The organism is Pseudarthrobacter chlorophenolicus (assembly GCF_000962805.1).
Classification (GTDB): Bacteria; Actinomycetota; Actinomycetes; order Actinomycetales; family Micrococcaceae; genus Arthrobacter; species Arthrobacter chlorophenolicus_A.
The window spans coordinates 78,421-94,268 of sequence record NZ_JZTW01000013.1; the positions used below are offsets into that span (position 1 = coordinate 78,421).

Here is a 15,848-nt window from a genome sequence, read left to right on the forward strand (position 1 = left end):
ATCCGCCGGGTTGGAGAACCCTTCAGCTGTCCCTCAATATTACCCGCGGGTAAGTTCCGGTGCTAGGGGATGGCTGGGCCGGAAATTCCGCAGCCACGTCCACGCTTTTCGCGTGGTGCACCAGCCGGTCCCAGCCGGCGTTGATGCCGTGGACAACCGCCAGGAGCGTACTGGACACCAGCATCCATGTGAGCTTTCCCGTGCCAAGCAGCAGGAGCGCAACCAGCCCCGATGCCAGGACGAAGGCGGCCAGGAGCCCGCCGAAAGCCAGGGTCCCGATGAAGACCAACGTGGATGTGTCCAGAGCGCTCAAATCGAACTGCATGTGTCCCCCTGCGGCGTTGCTGTGGTGAAAGTCTGGTGAGGCCAAGCGGCGTAGGCCGGTAGCAGAAAGCGTAGGGGCGCCCTGCGCGGCGAGCCAGAGCGGGGCAGCAGGAAACTGCTGTTGATACGGGATCGATACCCTACCGCCAGGTAGGTCACGGACCGGTTGCGGCGGTCCCCCCGAACGTGCTGCGTTAACCTTGTAGTTGGCCGTTTTCCGGTCCGCCCCCGCCGCCCGCCCCGCCAACAGTCCAAGGAGAGTGTGTGCCCCGCTCAGCCAGGTCATCCGCTGACGCCATCAGCGCCCGGCTCCGGGACCTCGAACTCCTCACTAAGGGGCCCGCATGGGCCCTCACCCGCTCGGCGCCGTGGGTCATCGCGGTGCTGCAGGCATCCTTCACCCGCACCCGGCCGCAGCTTCCGCTCGAGGAGTTCCATGCCGACGTTGACTCCTTCCTTGAGGAGCTCCGCCGGCAGGATCCCGGCCTGGGCGGGGGCGCCAACGGCAAGTCGTTCGGTGACGAGTGGACGCGCCGGCAGTTCCTGACCCGCCGAAACCAGTCGGGCCAGATCGTGTACGAAGTCACCGAACCGGCCGCCCGTGTGCTCGCCTTCCTGGACAGCCTCTCCAGCGAACGGTCCACCCTGAACGGGTCCCGGCTGGGCACGCTGCTCGGCGACGTCGAAAAGCTCGCCAATGAGACCAACCCGGACCAGAGCGCGCGGCTGGAAGCCCTCGAAGAGGAAATCGGCGAGCGGCAGCAGCTGATCGAGGACATCAGCAGCGGCGAGTTCGACGGACTGCTCGATGACGACCAGGCCGTGGAGGCCGCGGGCAACATCCTGGACCTGGCCGCCAGCCTGCCCGCCGACTACAAGAAGATGCGCGACCGGATCGAAGAACTGGTGGGCGGCCTCCGCAACCAGATCATCGAGGAGTCGCTGACCAAGGGCGCCACCATGGCGCAGGTGCTGGAAGCGGACAAGCGCCTCCGCCAGAGCCCGGAGGGCAGGACATTCCGTTCCTTCACCGCGTTCCTGGAGGACCCGCAGCAGCAGCTTCGTTTCCGCTCGGCCATCGGCGAAGTGCTCGGCCGGCAGTTTGCGGACGACCTCTCGCCGGAGGACCGCGAAACGCTGAAGAACCTGGTGGCCGAACTCCGCCAGCAACACAGCCAGATCCAGCGCATTTACGGCAAGCTCAGCGAAAGCCTCAACACGTACGTACAGAGCGACGACTTCCGGCAGTCCGTCCGGTTGCGGCAGGTCCTGCGCGAGGCCGAGCACGCCATCCGTTCCCTGCCGTATGAGCGCGACCGGCCCGGGCTGGTGCCCGGACCGGTCCTGTACAACGCGGGTTTCGAGGCGCTGTCCATGGTGAAGCTGTTCGACCCCGACGAGTTCGCCGCACCGCCCAAACTGGCCGATCCCATCGCCTTCAGCGATTCGGACCGCGTGCGCTCGCCGAGGACCGGCAAAGCCAAGCCGGCGGTGGTCCGCGCGGCCATGGCAGGAGCCAAGACCCTGGGTGAGGCCTGGGAGCAGCTGCCGCCGGAAGAGCAGCACATCAACTCCATCCGTGCCCTGCTGTCGGAGGCCCTGCACGCCGGTGCCGACTTCAACCGCAGCGATTTCGAGGGCCTGGATTTCGAACAAATAGACGGCTCCACCCGCAGGGCCTACCTGCCGGTGGTCACGCTCGCAAAGGATTCAGATGACTGAAGAGATCACGACGCCGGCAGCTGAGCAGGTGGGGAGCGAAACCCCCGAGCCGGTGGTTGAGCCCGTCGAAACCGCGGACGCTCCGATGCCGGCCAGCCACGTCACCGCAGCAGTCTCCCCCCGCGACACCTTCGTGGACGGGGCCGCGTTGTTCCCTGGCGACACCGGCGTGCTAAACATGAAGGTCCGCCAGGCGCTGGTGAAGCTCCTCAAAGGCCCCTACATTGACGGCGGCCGGGACGAGAAGCTGTGGACGGTCCTCCTGGACAACCAGGTGATCCTGCGCAGCCGGCTTTCGGAACTGTTCCTCAGCATGCAGCTGGACCATGAGCGGAAAATTGCCGTTCTCCGCCCCGTGGACCCGGACGTGATCGGCGGCAGCGCCCGGTCCAGCATCCTGCGGCAACAACGGGCCCTCAGTCGGGTGGAAACCATTGTGCTGCTCCGGCTGCGGCTCCTGCTGGACCGGCACGTCACCGCCCAGACCGACCCCACCATCACCCGCGAGGAAATCACGGACCTGGTGGCGCACTACCAGCCGTCCGGCCAGCAGGATGCCCTCCGTGACTCGGACGTGGTCACCCGCGCGGTCACCAAGCTCCTGGCCCGCCAACTGCTGCTGCCCACCGGCCTTGAAGACGTGTACACCATCTCCAACGCCCTCCCGCTGGCCCTCCCGTTCGAGAATATCGGCGACATCCCGGCCCACATCGAAGCCCTAGTGGCCGCGTCAACGGACCAGTCCGGCACGGAACCGCTCCTGGACCTGGACGACACCGGTGACGATGACAACGACGACGATGGCGCTGCCGCCCAGGGAGTGGCATCTAAGGGGCCGGGCGAGGGGCCCGCTGCGAGCTTGCGAGCAGTGGGAAGCCCGGACACGCTGTCGGAGCCGGACGCATCGTCCGAAGGACGGATGCCGTCCGGCGAAGGGGCGGGGGCGGCAGCGCCGTCGTCGTACCCTGCCGGCACCAAGAAGGAGGCCGCCAAGTGACCATTCCGAGCATGCTCCCGCTGGGGGAAGAGACGAATCCCGGCCAAATGCGGCTGGCGCTGGTCCAGGTGGTCAACTGGGGCACGTTCCACGGCGCGCACACCATGCGTGTGGACCGGAACGGAACCCTGCTGACCGGTAACTCCGGGGTAGGAAAGTCCACCCTCTTCGACGCCATGCTGCGCGTTTTCGATGCCAGGCCGCGGTCCAACGAGGCTGCCGCCCAGCGGTCCGGCGGTGCGGTGGAGGACAAGCGCACCACGTTCACCTACATGCGCGGCAAGGTGGGAGACAAGGCCGTGGGTGAAGGCTCGGCGAGTGCCTTCCAGCGCCCCGGTGCCACCTGGTCCGCCGTCGGGCTGACGTTCGACAACGCTGCGGGCACCAGGGTGACCGTCTCGGCGCTGTTCGACCTGCCGAAGAACGGCACGGAATCGAGCGTGGGCCGGTTCTACCTGATCGACAATGTTCCGCTGGATCTCGACGCGCTTGAGGGCATCGCGGACAAGCGGTTCACCAAGGGTGCGCTGGAAACGATCTTCCCGCACGCCCAGGTGTTCGACGTCCACAAAGCCTTCGCCGAGCGGTTCCGGCGGCTGCTGGGCATCAGCTCTGACCAGGCGCTTCCGCTGCTGCGGGTCATCCAGGCCGGCAAAGGACTGGGCGGCAGCGTCAACACGTTCTTCCGCGACCAGGTGCTGGATGCCCCCGCAACGCTGACGGCCGCTGACGACGTGGTGGAAGAGTTCAGCAACCTCATGTCCATCCGCCAGCGCCTCGAAGACGTCCGTCAGCAGCGCGACCAGCTGGCGCCGGTTCCGGGGCTGAACCGTGAGTATGCCCAGGCGCTCCTTGACGCCAACCGGCTCCGGGAGCTGGCCGGCGGCGAATTCGAGTCCTACAGGCAGCGCCTTGCCGTCACCGTCCAGCAAAAGATCCTGGTCCGGTTCAAGGAACTGGCGCAGGCCAAAGCCAAGGAACTCGGCGCCGAGCGCTCGGTCCGTGATGGGCTGGCCAAAGACCTGCGGCAGCTGGAAACCGACTACAACAGCCAGGGCGGCAACGCGATTTCCGCCATTGAGCAGTCGCTGGAGAACGCCAAGGTGGGACTGCGCCTCCGCCGCCAGGTGGAGCAGGCCGCCCAGCAGGCACTGTCCGACGCCGGGCTGCAGCTTGAGTGGACGGCCGCCGGCTGGGAGCAGGCGCACGAGCAGGCGGCCGCCCGGTCCGCGGAACTGAAGGACGATTCGCAGGCGCTGCAGGAGCTGCGGTTCGAGGCGTTCGACGCCCACGCCAGCCGCAAGCGCGAACTTGCCGCGGCTGAGCAGGAACTCGTGTCGCTGAAGACGCGCAAATCCCTGCTGCCGCCGTCGAGCATTGAAAACCGTGCCGCCATCGCCGCGGCCACCGGCATCCCGGAGGACAGGATGCCGTTCGCCGGTGAGCTGATGGACCTGGCCGAAGGGGAGGAGCGGTGGCGCCCGGCGGCCGAGCGTGCGCTCCGCAACCTGGCCACCACGCTGCTGGTCCCCGGCGAACATTTTGGTGCCGTCACCCGCTACCTCAATGACCATAACGTCCGGGGTGCGCTGCGGGCCGTGGACGTCTCCAAGCCCCTCGCCGGCGGTGCGCTGGCAGTGGAGGACGCGCACGACGGCGACCTGCTCACCAAGCTGGACATTCTCGCCAGCGGTGCGGCTTCCGAAGCCGGGGAATGGGTGCGGGAACGCATCGCCCTGGACTTCGCCTACCCCTGCGTGGAAGACCCGGACCAGCTCGCCGCGCTGGATAAGGGCCTGAGCCTGGGCGGCGTGGTCAAGCGGAACCGCCACACGGTGGAAAAGGACGACCGGTTCACCAGCCGCCAGGACTACGTGCTCGGGTTCGACAACGCCGCCAAGCTGGAACTTGTGGCCGGCCAGGTGGAGGACCTCCGGCAGGAAGTGGCGAAGGCAGCCGAGCTGGCCCAGAGCCGGGAAGATTCCCACCAGGGGATGAGCCGCCAGCTCGAAGCGCTCCGCCGGATCGCTGAGGACGACAGGCCCTGGGACCAGGTCTCGGCGGCCGTCGCAGCCGATGAACTGGCGGGCTTCGAGCAGCGGCTCAAGGATGCCCTGGCCGCCCAGGCGGACCTGGAGCCGCTGCGCGCCACCATCGAGGAGGTCCGGCAGAAGCACCAGTCCAGCACCGAGTCCGCGGCCGTGCTGCAGAGCGAGTACAAGGCACTCGACCGGCAACTGACCGCTGCCGATTCCCTGCTGGAAGCCGCGCGCCACCGCCTGGCCGAGGCGCCGCCGTCGGACGCCACGGTGACGGCGCTGGAACCGTACTTCGCCGACTTCGGCGACGTGACGGAGATGCACGAGCTGGACAACCTGGCCAACAGGGTGCGGACCGCGCTTCAGGGCGAGCTGCATACGGCCGAATCCCGGGGACAGGCCACCGCGGAGCGGCTCACCCGTATTTTCGAGGGGTTCGTGCGGGAATGGGGCAGCGCCATCTCCGCCGACCACGGCACCAGCATTGGCGCGGCAAGCGAATTCGAAGCCCGCTACCACGCGATCGTCAATGACGGCCTGCCGGCGCAGGAAGCGGAATTCCGGCAGTTCTTCAACCAGCGCACGCACGAGTCCTTCAGCACCCTGCTGCATCTCCTGGATGAGGAACGCCGCTCCATCTCCAGCCGGATCCTGCCCCTGAACGGCATCCTGTCGCAGGTGAACTTCCACGAGGGCAGCTTCCTGGAACTGGACATCAAACAGACACTTCCGCCCACCGCGAAGCAGTTCAAGGACGCCATCCAGAACGCGCTGAAGGCCCGGCACACGCGGCCCGCGAAAACTGAGCCGGGTGCGGAACGGGACGACGACACCGAGCTCACGGCACGCTACAAGTCCCTGGAAACGCTGGTGAAGCGCCTGGGCTCGCAGGCTCCGGAGGACCGGCGCTGGCGGGCCGAGGTGCTGGACGTCCGCGGTCATCTGTTCATCCAGTGCAAGGAGCACCGCGAGGTCACCGCCCCCTCGGGCAAGGGAAAGAAGGCCGGCAAGAAGACCGAGGTGTTCATGCACGCGGACACCGGTTCCATGTCCGGTGGCGAGCGGCAGCGGTTCACGGCGTTCATCATGGCGGCTGCCCTCAGTTACCAGCTGGGCATCGCCGAGCAGGGTTTCACCACGTACGGCACCGTGATGATGGACGAGGCCTTCGTGCTCGCGTCCGAGGAGTTCGCCGGTGCAGGCATCAAGGCGCTGCACGAGTTCGGCTTCCAGTTGCTGCTGGCCGCCCCGGAGAACGTGATCGACCTGTCCCGGCACCTCGGCTCCGTAACCGAGATCCTCCGGGACCGACGTACCAACCGGTCCGGTGTGCTGACCGCGCCGGTGATCCGCCCGCGGCCGGGAGAGGAGGGCGCCTGGCGCTCCGAGGCGAATCCGGTGGACATAGTGCTGCGCTGAGATAACGCCGAATCACGGGGTATAACAAATTGATGGATTTATCGCGGATGGACTATTGCGCGGACTTTTCAGTGTGCCACTCTGGGCCCTATCAACAAGCCTCGCCAGAGTAATTCCATGAGGTCCTGCGGAGTGCTGGGTCCGCAATGTCACCTAGAGAACGACGGCGTCCTCTTGAAAGGCAATCCAATGCGTTCCCAACACCCAGCACCCTTCCTGCTTGCCGCAATCGCCGCAGGAACCCTGTCTCTCGCAGGCTGTGCGGCGGGCCCCGCCCCGGACAGCGCAGGCGCGCCCGCCGCTTCCGGCCGCCCGGCTCCCGCCGTTCCGCCCACCAAGGCCGGAACCCCGACGGCCCAGGCAAACCCTGAGCCGTCCATCATTCCCGCCGCCACCTCCTCACCCCTCGCTCCGGGGCGGCAGGCCTTCACGTTCTCAGACGGCCGGCTGTCGTTTGCGTACCCGGAGGGGTGGCAGGTTAAGCACGAGCAGGTGTCAACCTCTCCCGCGGTGGAGACGGCCACCGTCCTGGACGCAGCCGGCAAGGAGCAGATCGCCATCTATTACAGCCAGATTGCGGACGCCACGGAGGGCAACGTCTCCAGGACTGTCATTGAGACGGATCCGGTGCCGGACCTGATCGGCGCTTCTGTTCCCACGCCGAGTTCGTCGTTCTACCTCGACCGCGCCAATGGGGCCAGCCATTACCGGATGGGGCTCACGCCAGGGGCGCCCATATCGCCCGACGGCCAGGTGCAGTACGGACTCGTCCGCTTGGGTGAACGCATTCTGACCGCGGACGTCTTGTTTGACGAGGCACGGTTTGATGGTGACGAAGCGGCGCAAGGCTGGTATTGGAGCGACGAAGGGCGCGCCCTCAAGTCCGTGCTCATGAGCTTCTCTTACCGCTGACATAACGGCGGCGGGAGCGGCGGTAACAACCTGGTGGATATGTCCCGGGACGCTGGTGCGCCGGCGTCCCGGTGTGCCACTCTGGGGGCATGCGCCGGGCAAGCCGCACGTCAGCCCTCCTCGCCGCGGCCACCGCGGTCACCCTCTTCCTGGGCGGCTGCACGCCCGCGGGCACGCCTGGACCGGGCGTGAGCACGTCAGCCAGTTCCCAGCCTCCGCCAACGGCCCCAGCGGCCGAATCGACGGCACCGGCCACCGTAGCCGTACCGCCCGCCACCCCGGCGCCGTCCAGTTCCGATCCTGCAGCGGCCGGGCTTGCCACCTTCACTTTCCCCGACGGCAGGCTCTCCTTCACCCGGCCGGCGGACTGGAAGGCCGAGGTCTTCGAGGCCTCTGCGTCCCCCTATGTGGGAACTGCCACCATCTATGACGCCAGTGACAAGCAACTGGTCAGCATCTACTACGGACAAATCGCCGACGGCGTTTCCGGACCCGTTACCAGGACCGTTTTTGAATCCGTTCCGGTGCCCGGGCTCCAGGGCCGGTCCACCCCGGAGGCGCATGTTTCGTTCTATGTGGACTGGGACGACGACGATGCCACCTACCACCTGCAGTTGACGGCGGGCGCTCCGGCAACTGGCCCCCGGGATGCCGTCAAGGGAATCATTCTCCTGGGCGACCGTGTGCTGACCGCGGAAGTACTGTTCGATGACCAACAGTTCCCTGACGACAAAGCCGCCCGGGCGTGGTTTGCCGGCAGCCAGGGGCAGGCGCTGAAAGCCATCCTGGCCAGCTTCACCTTCCGCTGACCGGACCCGGGAAGGCCCTGCCTTGATGCAGGCAGGGCTTGCCCGGGTGTGGCCTCCGGGCCGCTAGTTGGACTGCACCCTGCCCAGGAACTGCGAGGTGCGGTCCTCAAGGCCCTGGATCTGGCGGACCACGACGGCGGCCGGGTCCGGGTTGATCTCGTTGGCCGGAGGTTCCTTGCGGACGTTGCCGGAACATAGGAAGTCTGCGCAGATCAGGGTGCCCACGGTGTTGCCGTTGCGGCCGGACTGGCCGGCACGGCGGGCCACCCAGAGCAGTACGTCCTCCTTGGAGAACACGTCGCGGCACAGTTCGCACAGGACAGAGCGGTTCTTCCGGGCGCCACCTTCGGGGGCCCGGAGCAGCACTCCGGTGAGGCCCTTGGGGCCGGGAACCACAAGGTAGCCGCGTAACGGCATTTTGGGGTCCCGCCAGCCGAGGAAGTCCAGGTTGTCCCAGTCCAGGCTGTCGAAGTGCTGGGGCAGGTTGAGTTTGGCGGCCTCTGAACGGCTGGCGTTGACGAAGGATGAGCGGATTTGCTGGGGCGTGACTGATTGCATGGCGGAACTTTCGCGAGAAGGGTGCCCGGGATCGGGCAGCAGCCCGGGAACAGGGCTCGATGAAAAGGGAGTCAGCAGTTGTCCGCAAGGCAGGCCAAAACGGCCACCCCGCATTCCGCGGCGGCGGCCGGGCTGACAGCCTCCGGCGTGCGCATTGCTCCTCGATATCCCGATCTCTTGAGAGTTTGTCCGGCCGTTCCACAGCGGACCCGGTCCATGCCATCCTCCCAAACCAAGGAAATCCTGTCCAAGATCGGCGCAGCTGTGTCCTTCGTCACCTTGGGGAATAAGATACGAAAAGCTTTCGTAATAGGGATGAGCATAGGCTAGCCTTACTTAAGTTCGCATCGCTCACTTAAGGAATTTCATGGCTTCCTCCCTGTTCACGGGCCCCAGCACCACCCGCCGCACGCTGCTTAGGTCAGCCGGGGCGTCGGCTATCCTGGCCGCCGCGGTGACGCTCTCCGCCTGCTCCACTGGCCAGGCAACGTCTACGTCCGATGCCAGCGCACCCTCTTCGAGCAGTGCACAGTTCCCGGTCACTATCGACCACGTGTTCGGCAAGACCACCATCGAGAAGCAGCCCACGCGGGTTGCCACGGTCTCCTGGGTCAATGACGATGTCGCCATTGCCCTGGGTGTTGTCCCCGTAGGTGTCCCCAAGAACGAATGGGGCGGCAACGACAAGGGGTCCACGCCGTGGAAGGATGCCGCCCTTGAAGAACTCGGTGCCGGATTCGGCACGGACAAGGCTCCGGTCCAGTACTCGGAAGCCGACGGCATCAACTTCACCGAGATCGCCAAGCTCACCCCGGATGTCATCCTGGCCGCCTACTCCGGCCTGACCGAGGAGGACTACAAGAAGCTCAGCGAAATCGCACCGGTGGTGGCGCACCCCGAGCTGGCCTACGGAACGTCCTGGCAGGATGCCACCACCATCGTGGGCAAGGCGCTGGGCAAGGACGCCGAAGCCGCCAAGCTGGTCTCCGACACGGAGGCCACTGTCAAGGAAGAGGCGGCGAAGTACCCGCAGATCAAGGACAAGACCTTCATCTACGGTTACGCCCTGCCGTCCGACCGCACCCAGACCGGCATCTACACGGCCAACGACAACCGGCCCAAGTTCCTGTCCTCCATCGGCATGAAGCTCGCCCCCGTTGCGGAGCAGGCATCGGCCGGCTCGAAGGAATTCTTCGTGCCGTGGTCCGCGGAGAAGGTCAACGAGCTTGATTCGGACATCTTCCTCAGCTCGGTGGAAGATGCCAGCGAGGCCGACGCGATCAAGAACGATCCCCTGCTCGGGCAGATCCCTGCCGTCAAGAGCGGCGCGTTCGTGGCAGACGCCAACAAGAGCCTGGTCCTCGCCATCTCCGCTTCCTCGCCGCTGAGCCTTCCCTGGGCGCTGGACACGTTCCTGCCCGAGTTGGCCACCGCAGCGGATGCAGTGAAGTAGCACCGGTTCCGTGACGCAGAGTTCGGCGACGGCGGCCCGCCAGGCCGCACGCCCCGGCACTTCGGTGCCGGGGGTGGCAGCCCGTGCCCCGGGGAGCGCACGCGCGTTCCCCGGCAAGCGCGCCGCGTGGCTGCTGGCCGCCGTCGTCGTACTCGCCGTCCTGGCAGGCGCCTCCCTCGCCGTGGGAGCAAGGGGCCTTCCGCTGGGCACCGTCTGGGACGCGCTCACGCAGTTCGATCCCGGCAACGGAGACCACGCTGTGGTCCACGCCCGTATTCCCCGCACCGTCCTCGGCCTGCTGGCCGGCGGTGCGCTGGGCCTGGCCGGCGCCGCCATGCAGGGCGTGGCACGCAACCCCCTCGCGGATCCGGGAATCATGGGCGTCAACGCGGGCGCCGCCCTGGCCGTGGTGACCGGCATCTATGTCTTTGGCATCGGTTCGCTGTCCGGCTACATCTGGTTCGCGTTCATCGGCGCTGCCGTAGCCGCCGTCGTGGTCTATTTCATTGCATCCCTGGGCCGGGACGGTGCCACCCCGGTCAAGCTTGCCCTGGCAGGTGCCGCACTCAACGCCGGCCTGTACTCGCTCATGAGCGTCATCCTGGTCTCCAGCCAGGACACCCTGGACAAGTTCCGTTTCTGGCAGGTGGGTGGGATTGCCGGCCGTGACTGGTCGGTGGTGCTGGCGGGGCTGCCCTTCCTGGCCGCAGGGGCCGTCATTGTGCTGTTGACCGGCCGGATCCTCAACAGCCTGGCGCTGGGTGATGACATTGCCCGCGGCCTGGGCCAGCGCGTTGGCCTCGCCCGGGGAGTCACGGCCCTGGGCATCGTGCTGCTGTGCGGATCGGCGACGGCGATGGCGGGCCCCATCGCTTTCGTTGGGTTGGTCATTCCGCACGCTGTCCGCTTCCTGACCGGCCCGGATTACCGCTGGATCCTGCCGTTCTCCCTGGTTCTGGCGCCCGTGCTGCTGCTCGGCGCCGACATTGTGGGACGCGTAGTGCTGCTTCCCGGTGAGGTTCCGGCCGGCATCATGACCGCACTCATCGGCGCACCGGTGTTCGTGTGGCTGGTCCGCCGCGGAAAGGGAGCCGGACTGTGAGCCCGAAAACAGCACACCCCACAACCCCGGTTGCCCCATCAGATAACGCTGCCAAAACCGGGTTCAAGGGACCAAAAGTGATAGGGCAACGCCGGGGACGGAACTTCATGAACCGGACCGCCTTCCTGGCCGCCGGCGTCGTAATCCTCTTCTTCGTTTCCGTGCTGCTGGGCAGCTACACGGTGACTATCCCCGACTTCTTCACCATCGTCGTCAACCACCTGACCGGCGGTCCCAGAATCCCTGGTGCCAGCTTCATCGTCATGGAGAACAAGCTCCCGCGGGCCGTTATCGGAACCATGATCGGACTGGCCTTCGGGTTGGCCGGTGCGCTCTTCCAGACGATGCTCCGCAACCCGCTGGCCAGCCCGGACATCATCGGCATCAGCTATGGCGCCAGTGCCGCCGCTGTGGTGGCCATCGTGATTTTCGGCGCGTCAGGTGCAGTGGTGTCCGGCGCCGCGTTGGTGGGGGCCCTGGCCGTGGCGGGCCTGATCTACGCGATTTCCAGCGGCGGGATCCGCGGTGGCGGCCGGGGAAATGCCGCGGGCAACCGGCTGGTACTGGCAGGCGTCGGAATCGCCGCCGCCCTGCACGCCGTGGTCAACTTCCTGATGACGCGCGCTGACATCCGCACCGCCGCCGACGCCCTGGTGTGGCTCAACGGTTCGCTGAACTCCGCCAACTGGGACCGTGCCGGGATCCTGTTCCTGGCACTCGCCGTGCTCCTTCCCGCGGTGGGCATCATCGCCGGGCCGCTGCGCATCCTCGAACTGGGCGACGACACCGCGGCGGGCCTGGGCATCCGGGTCAATGCCGCCCGCCTCGCCCTGGTCATCATCGCCGTCACCCTCGCGGCGGTGGCGACGGCGGCAGCCGGGCCGGTCTCGTTCGTCGCCTTCCTCGCCGGTCCCATCGCCCGGCGCTTCACCCGTAAAGCCAGCCTGCCGGCGTCGGCCCTGGTGGGCGCCCTAATCGTCCTGGCGGCGGACTTCCTCGCCGCCAACCTTGCCCCGCTGGTGCTGGACGGAACAGTCCTGCCGGTGGGCGTCATCACCGGCGCGCTCGGTGCCCCGTTCCTGCTGTGGCTCCTGGTCACGAACAACCGAAAGGATGCCTGACGTGGCAGTTCTGAACGCCAAGGACCTGACGCTGAAATACGATCAGCGCTGCGTGGTGGACGGCCTCAGTGTCGAAATCCCCGAAGGCAGGGTGACCATGATCGTGGGTGCCAACGCCTGCGGAAAGTCCACCCTGCTCCGCGGACTGTCCCGGCTCCTTAAACCTGCCGGCGGCGCTGTCACGCTGGACGGCAAGGACATCCACACCCGCCCTGCCCGCGAACTGGCCCGCACCCTCGGCCTGCTGCCGCAGCATCCCACCGCGCCGGACGGCATCACCGTCCGCGACCTGGTGGGCCGCGGCCGGTACCCGCACCAGGGCTTCTTCCGCAGCTGGAGCGCCGGGGACTTGTCCACACATGATCTCGCCGTGCAGCGTGCGCTCGAGGCCACCGAAACGCTGGCCCTCGCTGAGCGGAACGTGGATGAACTCTCCGGTGGACAGCGCCAGCGGGTCTGGATCGCCATGGCCCTGGCGCAGGAGACCGAGGTCCTGCTGCTGGACGAACCCACCACCTACCTCGACCTCGCCCACCAGGTGGAAGTCCTTGACCTCGTCACGGACCTGAACCGCCGGCGCGGCACCACCGTGGCCATCGTCCTGCACGACCTCAACCTTGCCGCACGCTACGCGGACAACGTCATCGCCATGAAGGCTGGTGCCGTGGTGGCCGAAGGTACCCCGCGTGAAGTGGTCACCGAAGAGCTGGTTCGCAGCGTCTTCAACCTGGAATCCCGCGTCATCCCGGATCCCGTGACCGGAACGCCCCTGATCATTCCCATCGGCCGCCACCACGTCCCCACCGAACTGGAGCTTGTTTCATGAAGACCCGCGACGCCGCAGCCACCACGCCACTGAACACCAAGCCCCTAAACACTGAACCGATGACGCTGGCCTTCGAAGTCACGGTCTCGTCCGTGCAGGAGCTCAGCCCCAACTTCCGCCGAATCACGTTTGGCGGCTACTGCCTCCGCGACTTCGGTGTCCACGGGGACACCCTGGACCTCCGGATCAAGCTGATGATCCCGTCCGTGGCTGCCGACGGCAGCCAGATTCCGCTGCCGGTCTTCGAGATGGGCGAATCAGGCTGGTACCGCGAATGGCTGGCCATGGACCCCGCCGTGAAGGGCTCAATGCGCACCTACACCGTGCGCGACGCCCGGCTGGACGAGGTGTACTCGGAAATCGACGTGGACTTCGTCATGCACTTTGACGACCACGGAAACGGCGGGCCCGCCGCCAACTGGGCACTGAACGCCAAGCCCGGCGACGCCATCACCATCATCGGCCCCAACAACCGCGCCGCGCACTGCGTCACTGCCGAAATCTACTCCGGCATCGAATGGCGGCCAGGCCTGGCCCAGCGCGTCCTGCTGGCAGGTGACGAAACCGCCATCCCTGCCATCTCCGCCATCCTGGAGAGCCTCCCGTCCTACATGACCGGCCACGCCTTCCTCGAAGTCCCGGAAGCCGGCGACTTCCAGCAGCTCAGCTCGCCGGCGGACATCGAAATCACCTGGCTGGCCCGCGGTGCGGCCATCGGCCGGTCCCGCCCCCACGGCCAGCTGCTGCAGGACGCCGTGCGCAAGGCCGTCCCCGTGCCGGGCTGGGTGGGCATCAAAGCCTCCGACGCCGGCGCAGGCCCCGAGCCCGAAGACGTCAACGTGGACGAGGACATCCTGTGGGAGACACCGTCCCGGATGGAAACCGCCGCCATCAGCGCCACCAAGAACCCGGACATGCCCGCCGGTGCCATGCCGTTCTACGCCTGGATCGCAGGAGAAGCAGCCGTCATCAAGGACATGCGCCGCTACCTGGTACGGGACGTGGGCATGGACCGGAAGCAGGTGGCGTTCATGGGTTACTGGAGGCAGGGCAAAGCCGAGGGCTAGGCCTTTTGCGACTCGCCTTGGTGCGACGGCAACGCCATTTCGCCGTCGCTTAGCGGTTGGACCCTTCCCAAACTTCGCAAGCTCAGTTCGGGGCCCTCGGGTCCGCCCTTCCTCCCGGCGCTTCGTTCGGCCGCGGGCGGCCTCTCTTCGCTCTGGTCGGCGATGCGCTCCTACGCGAAACAGCGTCGCCGTCGCCACAGCAGGTCACCTTAGCTTCACCTCGGCTTTTCCTGCGTTTTCCTTGGTGGGGCTAGGTTGGGCGGGTGGTGCCCTTTGAATCTTTGCTTCCCAGTTCCGGGCGGCGGGTGTTTGTTGCCCTGGGTGATTCGTTTACCGAGGGTGTGGGGGACCGGGACGAGCGGCTGCCCAACGGGGTCCGCGGCTGGGCGGACCGGGTGGCTGAGAGGCTCGCCAAGGCCCAGCCGGGCTGGAAGTATGCCAACCTCGCCATCAGAAGCAAGCGGCTCCGGCACATCATCGACGAACAACTGGAACCGGCCCTGCGGATGCGGCCGGCTCTGGTCACGCTGTACGCGGGCGGCAACGATATCCTCGACCTGAAAACGGACATGTCCACGCTCATGGCGGACTACGAGCAACTGGTGGCCCGGCTGGCCGGTACCGGGGCCACGCTGGTCCTCTTCACGGGGTTCGACGTGAAAGTGTCCGCCCTGCTGGAGCCGCTGAAGAAGCGGAACACCCTTTATAACCAGCAGGTGCGGGCCATCGCGCAGAAATACGGCGCGGTGCTGGTGGACTACTGGTGCCTGGACGCCTTCCACGACAGGCGCATGTGGGACTCGGACCGGCTGCACATGTCCAAGGCCGGCCATAAGTACCTCGCCGGGCAGGTCCTGGACCAGCTGGGTGTGCCGCACAAAATCAGGCCCAAGGACTGGGAGCCGCCCACTCCGCTGACGTTGCGGGAATGGGAACGGCGGCAAAGGCGGTGGGTTCACGACTGGGTCCTGCCCCTGTTCGGCCGCAAGCTGCGCGGCGTCACTCTGGGGGACACGCTCACGCCCCGCTGGCCCGAGCCCGTCAAAGTGCCGCGCAAAGGCGGCCTGAAGAAGCTCGCCGCAGGGGCGCCCGACGTCGGCAACGCGCCTTAGCGGCCAGGGGCCGCCTCAGCCGGGGGTGCGGGCGGGGCGTCCAGCAGGATCTCGTAGCCGGGGGCCACGCGTCCGGCATGGAACTCCACCACCTCGAAGTCAGCCACGCCGTTCGAATAGAACGGGTCCTGTTGCAGGCTCGCGTCCAGGACTGACCGGTCGGCCTGGGAGAGCAGCAGCCCGCCGGTCCGGGGGACTTTGCGGCCGGCGGCGATGAAGACGCCGTCGTCGAAGGCCTTCTGCAGCCAGGCGATGTGGGCGTCGTTGTGGAAGTCCACAATGTCCTGCGGAACCCGGTAGGTCAGGGAGACAACATACATGCGCCCAGATTACCGGCTTGCCGGACACCGGGCCCCCGGGCCGAGGACCGGTTGCGCCGGCCTGTCC

At 66.9% G+C, this 15,848-nt stretch carries 13 protein-coding genes and 1 pseudogene; 11 read left to right on the forward strand and 3 right to left on the reverse strand.

The features are described from left to right. Nucleotides 1-22: 22 nt before the first annotated feature. Nucleotides 23-325 (reverse strand): hypothetical protein, encoded by a 303-nt coding sequence (locus tag UC32_RS13820; protein ID WP_045731775.1) that lies wholly within the window; start codon nt 323-325, stop codon nt 23-25. Between the two features lie 263 nt (nt 326-588). On the opposite strand from UC32_RS13820, the gene UC32_RS13825 reads away from it, so the two are divergent. The 5 genes and pseudogenes from UC32_RS13825 (at nt 589) to UC32_RS13845 (ending at nt 8,222) form a co-directional block, all read left to right on the forward strand. After that, nucleotides 589-2,046, forward strand: coding sequence for a DUF3375 family protein (locus tag UC32_RS13825; protein ID WP_045731776.1), 1,458 nt, complete (start codon nt 589-591; stop codon nt 2,044-2,046). Further along, nucleotides 2,039-2,857: pseudogene (locus UC32_RS13830) on the forward strand (DUF4194 domain-containing protein); the annotation flags it as partial. The gene UC32_RS13825 and the pseudogene UC32_RS13830, both read left to right, overlap by 8 nt. 182 nt (nt 2,858-3,039) lie before the next feature. Continuing rightward, nucleotides 3,040-6,501, forward strand: a complete 3,462-nt coding sequence (locus UC32_RS13835; protein WP_045731777.1) for an ATP-binding protein — start codon at nt 3,040-3,042, stop codon at nt 6,499-6,501. Between the two features lie 189 nt (nt 6,502-6,690). Further along, nucleotides 6,691-7,413, forward strand: coding sequence for a hypothetical protein (locus UC32_RS13840; RefSeq protein WP_045731778.1), 723 nt, complete (start codon nt 6,691-6,693; stop codon nt 7,411-7,413). 89 nt (nt 7,414-7,502) lie between these two features. After that, nucleotides 7,503-8,222 (forward strand): hypothetical protein, encoded by a 720-nt coding sequence (locus tag UC32_RS13845; RefSeq protein ID WP_052690590.1) that lies wholly within the window; start codon nt 7,503-7,505, stop codon nt 8,220-8,222. A gap of 63 nt (nt 8,223-8,285) precedes the next feature. On the opposite strand, the gene UC32_RS13850 is transcribed toward UC32_RS13845, so the two are convergent. After that, nucleotides 8,286-8,780: an FBP domain-containing protein gene (locus tag UC32_RS13850; protein ID WP_045731779.1), complete on the reverse strand. Its 495-nt coding sequence runs from the start codon at nt 8,778-8,780 to the stop codon at nt 8,286-8,288. 367 nt (nt 8,781-9,147) lie between these two features. Here UC32_RS13850 and UC32_RS13855 point away from each other — a divergent pair, with 367 nt between their 5' ends. The 6 genes from UC32_RS13855 to UC32_RS13880 all read left to right on the forward strand — a co-directional run bounded on the left by UC32_RS13855 (nt 9,148) and on the right by UC32_RS13880 (nt 15,461). After that, nucleotides 9,148-10,233 (forward strand): iron-siderophore ABC transporter substrate-binding protein, encoded by a 1,086-nt coding sequence (locus UC32_RS13855; RefSeq protein WP_045731780.1) that lies wholly within the window; start codon nt 9,148-9,150, stop codon nt 10,231-10,233. A gap of 10 nt (nt 10,234-10,243) precedes the next feature. Then, on the forward strand, nt 10,244-11,335 hold the full coding sequence (locus tag UC32_RS13860) for a FecCD family ABC transporter permease (RefSeq protein WP_045731781.1): 1,092 nt from the start codon (nt 10,244-10,246) through the stop codon (nt 11,333-11,335). A gap of 107 nt (nt 11,336-11,442) precedes the next feature. Further along, nucleotides 11,443-12,456 (forward strand): FecCD family ABC transporter permease, encoded by a 1,014-nt coding sequence (locus UC32_RS13865; protein ID WP_152642623.1) that lies wholly within the window; start codon nt 11,443-11,445, stop codon nt 12,454-12,456. Between the two features lies 1 nt (nt 12,457). Next, entirely contained in the window at nt 12,458-13,282 is an 825-nt protein-coding gene (locus UC32_RS13870) for an ABC transporter ATP-binding protein (protein ID WP_045731783.1), read from the forward strand. Continuing rightward, nucleotides 13,279-14,349 (forward strand): siderophore-interacting protein, encoded by a 1,071-nt coding sequence (locus UC32_RS13875; RefSeq protein ID WP_045731784.1) that lies wholly within the window; start codon nt 13,279-13,281, stop codon nt 14,347-14,349. The genes UC32_RS13870 and UC32_RS13875 overlap by 4 nt, the downstream gene beginning before the upstream one ends. A 263-nt stretch (nt 14,350-14,612) precedes the next feature. Continuing rightward, complete coding sequence (locus UC32_RS13880; protein WP_412178024.1) at nt 14,613-15,461, forward strand: SGNH/GDSL hydrolase family protein; 849 nt, start codon at nt 14,613-14,615, stop codon at nt 15,459-15,461. On the opposite strand, the gene UC32_RS13885 is transcribed toward UC32_RS13880, so the two are convergent. After that, on the reverse strand, nt 15,458-15,781 hold the full coding sequence (locus tag UC32_RS13885) for a YciI family protein (protein WP_045731785.1): 324 nt from the start codon (nt 15,779-15,781) through the stop codon (nt 15,458-15,460). The genes UC32_RS13880 and UC32_RS13885 overlap by 4 nt on opposite strands. Between the last annotated feature and the right edge of the window lie 67 nt (nt 15,782-15,848).

Coding starts and splice junctions, on each gene's coding strand:
- UC32_RS13820 (WP_045731775.1), bottom strand. CDS start 325: ATGCAGTTCGATTTGAGCGCTCTGGACACATCCACGTTGGTCTTCATC.
- UC32_RS13840 (WP_045731778.1), top strand. CDS start 6,691: ATGCGTTCCCAACACCCAGCACCCTTCCTGCTTGCCGCAATCGCCGCA.
- UC32_RS13845 (WP_052690590.1), top strand. CDS start 7,503: ATGCGCCGGGCAAGCCGCACGTCAGCCCTCCTCGCCGCGGCCACCGCG.
- UC32_RS13850 (WP_045731779.1), bottom strand. CDS start 8,780: ATGCAATCAGTCACGCCCCAGCAAATCCGCTCATCCTTCGTCAACGCC.
- UC32_RS13855 (WP_045731780.1), top strand. CDS start 9,148: ATGGCTTCCTCCCTGTTCACGGGCCCCAGCACCACCCGCCGCACGCTG.
- UC32_RS13865 (WP_152642623.1), top strand. CDS start 11,443: ATGAACCGGACCGCCTTCCTGGCCGCCGGCGTCGTAATCCTCTTCTTC.
- UC32_RS13875 (WP_045731784.1), top strand. CDS start 13,279: ATGAAGACCCGCGACGCCGCAGCCACCACGCCACTGAACACCAAGCCC.
- UC32_RS13885 (WP_045731785.1), bottom strand. CDS start 15,781: ATGTATGTTGTCTCCCTGACCTACCGGGTTCCGCAGGACATTGTGGAC.